At 66.7% G+C, this 4,374-nt stretch carries 4 protein-coding genes; 3 read left to right on the forward strand and 1 reads right to left on the reverse strand.

Annotated features, from left to right (window positions below):
- Window positions 1-352 precede the first annotated feature (352 nt).
- Window positions 353-1,225 carry a 1,4-dihydroxy-2-naphthoate octaprenyltransferase gene (gene menA, locus EA346_RS03715; RefSeq protein ID WP_296755820.1) on the forward strand — a complete coding sequence of 291 codons (873 nt, stop codon included), beginning with the start codon at window positions 353-355 and terminating at the stop codon, window positions 1,223-1,225.
- A 103-nt stretch (window positions 1,226-1,328) separates the two neighbouring features.
- On the forward strand, window positions 1,329-2,870 hold the full coding sequence (locus EA346_RS03720; RefSeq protein ID WP_296755823.1) for an SDR family oxidoreductase: 1,542 nt from the start codon (window positions 1,329-1,331) through the stop codon (window positions 2,868-2,870).
- A gap of 224 nt (window positions 2,871-3,094) precedes the next feature.
- Here EA346_RS03720 and EA346_RS03725 read toward each other — a convergent pair whose 3' ends face one another.
- Window positions 3,095-3,580, reverse strand: coding sequence for a cyclic nucleotide-binding domain-containing protein (locus tag EA346_RS03725; protein ID WP_296755825.1), 486 nt, complete (start codon window positions 3,578-3,580; stop codon window positions 3,095-3,097).
- 173 nt (window positions 3,581-3,753) lie between these two features.
- Between EA346_RS03725 and EA346_RS03730 the strand changes: the two genes are divergently transcribed.
- Entirely contained in the window at window positions 3,754-4,170 is a 417-nt protein-coding gene (locus EA346_RS03730) for an SRPBCC family protein (RefSeq protein WP_296755828.1), read from the forward strand.
- The last annotated feature ends 204 nt before the right edge of the window (window positions 4,171-4,374 follow it).

Consider the following 4,374-nt stretch of genomic DNA (forward strand, 5'->3'; position numbering starts at 1 on the left):
CCCGTGGGCGCAAAGCAGCATCGACCCCGGACACCCCGGCACGTCGGGTTACGCTGCGCTAACCCGACCTACAGAGCTCCCTGCAACCATCGCCCAAAATCCGGACCGCGATCCCGACGCCTGTCGGACCCCGGACTGATGTAGACTGCGCCCGCCCGCGTTCTGCTCGCGAATCAGCCGCAATGAGCCCGTGCGGGCAAGCCGCCATGGAGACTCGAACGGGCAGGATAGCAGCCGCTCCATCGCGGTCCCAATCCGCGAAGCCGCAACCGCCACCTCCCTTTCAGGCGCCCTTAAACTGACCGATTCCTGAACAACCGTCCAGAACCATGAGACTCAGAGAGGAAGTGCCGTGAGCCGCGTGCAGGTCTGGTGGCAAACCCTTCGTCCACGCACACTGCCGGCGGCGGTGGGGCCCGTTCTTCTCGGTCAGGTCATGGTCGTTCCCGGATACTTTTCCTGGCTCACGGCAACCCTCTGCGTCGTCTGCGCGCTGGCCCTGCAGCTGGCGGTGAACCTGGCCAACGACCTCTTCGACGGCCTTTCCGGCGTCGATCAAGCCGATCGATTGGGACCGACCCGTGCCCTGCAGGCCGGGCTTCTGAGCGCCCGCGACCTCCGCGTCGGCCTGGTCCTCACACTCGGCATCGCGATCGCGTCGGGGCTCTGGCTGATCGCGTTCGGACACTGGCTGCTCTGGATCCTCGGCGCACTGTCCGTGCTTGCGGTCCTGGGCTACAGCGGTGGCCGCCGCCCGTATGCCAACCTCGCGCTGGGAGAAACGGCAGTCTGGTTCTTCTTCGGCCCGGTGGCCGTCCTCGGCAGCCTGCTGGCGCATCGTAGCCCGATCGGATACGAAGCGGTTCTGGCCTCCCTGCTGGTGGGCCTGCCCGTGGCCGCCATCCTGGTGGTCAACAACCTGCGCGACCGTCACACCGACAGGCGCGCCGGAAAACTCACCCTCGCAGTCCGTCTGGGCGATCGAAGGACGCGCGTTCTCTTCGCCGCCCTCATTCTGGGACCGCTACTGCTCTCGTTGCCGCTGGGGCTGTCGATGTGGGCCTGGATCGCCTGGCTGATCATCGCCACCGCGGGGCTGTCCCTCGCCCTCGCATTGCGTCACCGGGACGGAGTGGCGCTGAACCCTCTCCTCGGTCTCACCGCCCTGTTCTCGCTGCTGTTTGCGCTCTGGCTGGCGCTTCGCTTCCTGCTCGCCGGCGTCTGATCCCGTGTGGCAGTCGCGCCCGGCCCGCCGGAGACGGCGGGCACTGGACTGGCAGGATCCCCTGATCGACCATACCCCCTGAAAGCCGGAGCGACCTTTCCAGATGAGCGAAGAAAACGAAGGCAACGCGCAGGACCCCGCAGTCGTCCGCCCAGAATCGGCCGGTCTGCGACTGGTCTTCGGCGCCAGCGGATACATCGGTACCAACCTGGTACCCCACCTCCTCGCTGCCGGCCTGCCGGTGCGTGCTGCCGCCCGGTCGCCGGCGGTCCTCGAGGCCCGCGGTTGGGAAGGCGTAGAGGTGGTCGCCGCCGACGCGCTGAAACCGGAGACGATCGAGGCCGCGTTGCAGGACGTCGATACGGCGTATTACCTGGTGCACTCGATGGCTGCCGGGCGCGACTTCGGACAGATTGACCTGGAGGCTGCCAGGAACTTCGCCACCGCCGCCGCCGCAACCGGTGTCCGGCGGATCGTGTATCTCGGCGGACTCGTTCCGGCCGGGGCCGACACCGAACACATCGTTTCGCGCCAGCGCACCGGCGACATGCTGCGCAGCGGGCCGGTGCCGGTCACCGAGATACGGGCCGGCATCATCGTCGGGCCGGGCTCCGCGGCCTTCGAGGTGATGCGCGACCTGGTCTTTCATCTACCGGTGATGATCACACCGCGCTGGGTGCTCGCGAAATCACCACCGATCGCGCTGGACAACCTGCTCGATTACCTCCTGCGTGCCCCGGCAATCCCCGATGCGGCAGGCAGGATCCTGGACGCGGCCGGCCCCGAGTCGCTGACCTACGCCGACATGATGCGCATCCTGGCCGAGGAGGCCGGGCGGCGCCCGCCGACAATCGTACCGGTCCCGCTGCTGACGCCGCGGCTGTCTTCCTACTGGCTGCGGTTGATCACCGCCGTCCCGACCCCCGTGGCACGCGCGCTGATCGAGGGCATGCGCCAGGATTTCGATGCCGACGCCGAGGCGATCCAGCGCCTGATGCCGCAGGACCTGCTCGATTTTCGCGCCTCGGTCCGCGCGGCCTTCGAGGCGGAGCGTCGCCACACGGTCGCGGCCCGATGGACCGAAGGGGCCTTCGCCTTCCGCGACTACCGTCCGGACTATGCCTACTATGCGAAACGCGCCAGCGGCAGCGCCCTGGCCCGCGCGCGCGCCGAGGATGTCTGGGACGTGGTGGTGAGTATCGGAGGCGAGAACCGGTATTTTTATCTGAACAGTCTGTGGAAGATCCGCGAGATCCTGGACTGGATGGTCGGCGGCCCGGGGCTGAGCTACGGACGCCGTGACTCCACCGAACTGCGCGTAGGCGACATGGTGGATTCCTGGCGCGTGATCGCGATGGAACCACAGCGGCGACTGACGCTGTTCTTCGGGATGCGCGCCCCCGGCGCCGGGGTGCTCGAGTTCGAACTCACGCCGGAAGGCGACCACACGCGCGTCAGCGCCACTGCCTACTGGCACCCGGCGGGCGTCTGGGGACTGCTCTACTGGTACGCGCTGGTACCCGCACACCTGTTCATCTTCGCCGGGATGACGCGCGCGATCGCGCGGCGTGCCGAAGCCCTGCATCGAGCCAGACAGCAGCCAGCGGGGAAAGACATCGACGACGAAACGGAGCGCGGACCCTGAAGCCCGGGTCGATCTCCAGCGGTCATTCCGGGACCTGACGATCACAGACGTCCCGCCGCTGCTCAGATTCGTGCTGTTTCAGCGGGCGTGGATGTGGGAGACCAGCCTCTGGCCGATGGTTTTTCCCACGCCAGATCGGCGAGAGGGCTCGCCTCCTACCGGGATGCAGCCACGACAGAACCGCGCGTCACAGGCGAAGGCCCGCGTGCACGGGCCGGTGCCGATCAGTACCGCCCGTGCTGGTGCGAGATGTAGTTCGACATCTCCACGAACTGGGCATTCATGCGGTGCAGGATGTCATGCCCGACCTGAACGATGTTCTTCATCACGCGGTACACCAGCCACGGATCGCTCTCGACCAGGGCCTCGAAATCCGCGCGGTTGAAGGAACAGACGGTGGGACTCCCGATGGCGCGCATCGAAGCGCTGTGCGGACGCCCGCCGACGAAACCCATTTCCCCGGCGATCTCGCCGGCTGAGAGGATGTGCAGGGTGACCTCCTCGCCCCCGCCGACGTTGCGCGTCACGGCCATCTTGCCGGAGGTGATGACGTAGAGGGCGTCGTCCGTTTCACCCTCCTGGAAAAGCTTTTCGTTATCATCGAGCTTGCGACATAAGGAAATGCCCGCCAGCGCTTCGACCTGCTCGTCGGAAAGCCCCGAGGTCAGCCGTGAGCCACGCAGATCCGTATAGTTGTCAGTGTCACCCATTTCGTCCCCTGGTGCGGTAATGGTGCGTCGGGCCACAGTATCCAACCGGGATCGCCAGACTTCAATGCCCGGGACCGACCGCGACCAACACGCGGTCCGCTTCCGGGCGACCCGCAGCCCGGGGTCCTTCGTCCGGGTTGCGTCATGCAACCGACTCTCCGGGAGAGCGCCTGATGCCATCCATCGAGACCCGAGCCGTACTGCCCGCGGACCCGGACACGGTCTTTGCCATGCTACGCAAGGTGGAAGACTTTCCCCAGTACACCAGCGCCGTCGAGACCGTGACCCACCTGGGCGACGAGCGCTACCGCTGGCAGGTGCGCGTTGCCGGTGTCCAGTACCAATGGGTCGTGGAGATCGTACAGAGCGAGGCGCCGGAGCGACTGGCCTGGAAGTCCGTGACGGGGATTTCCAACACCGGGCGCTACCACCTGGTGCCCGTGACAGGCGGTACCGATCTGCGGCTCGTGATCGACTACACACTGAACAGCCGGATCCTGGACCGGACCGTCGGCAGGCTTGCCGGCCCCGTCGTACGACGTATCAGTGCCGAGGTACTGAGCCGCGTACGCGAACGCCTGGCCAAGTAGAGTCCGTTGAGCCCAGCGCATTGCACCGCAATGGCCTGCCTGATGATCAGCCGAAAGCTCTGCCGGTGGCCGGATTCGTGTTGTTTCAAGGCACGTGGATGTAGGAAGCCAGCCCCTGGCCGATGAGTTTCCCGGCGCCGAATCGGCGAGAGGGCTCGCCTCCTACAGGGCCTCGCACCCACCCAGGGCCGCAAAGCAGCGTCG

This window comes from Thioalkalivibrio sp. (genome assembly GCF_007692535.1).
In the GTDB taxonomy this organism is placed as follows: Bacteria; Pseudomonadota; Gammaproteobacteria; order Ectothiorhodospirales; family Ectothiorhodospiraceae; genus Thioalkalivibrio.

Excerpts from the sequence above, each read along its gene's own strand:
- EA346_RS03725 (WP_296755825.1), bottom strand. The coding sequence starts at position 3,580 with ATGGGTGACACTGACAACTATACGGATCTGCGTGGCTCACGGCTGACC.
- EA346_RS03730 (WP_296755828.1), top strand. The coding sequence starts at position 3,754 with ATGCCATCCATCGAGACCCGAGCCGTACTGCCCGCGGACCCGGACACG.
- EA346_RS03720 (WP_296755823.1), top strand. The coding sequence starts at position 1,329 with ATGAGCGAAGAAAACGAAGGCAACGCGCAGGACCCCGCAGTCGTCCGC.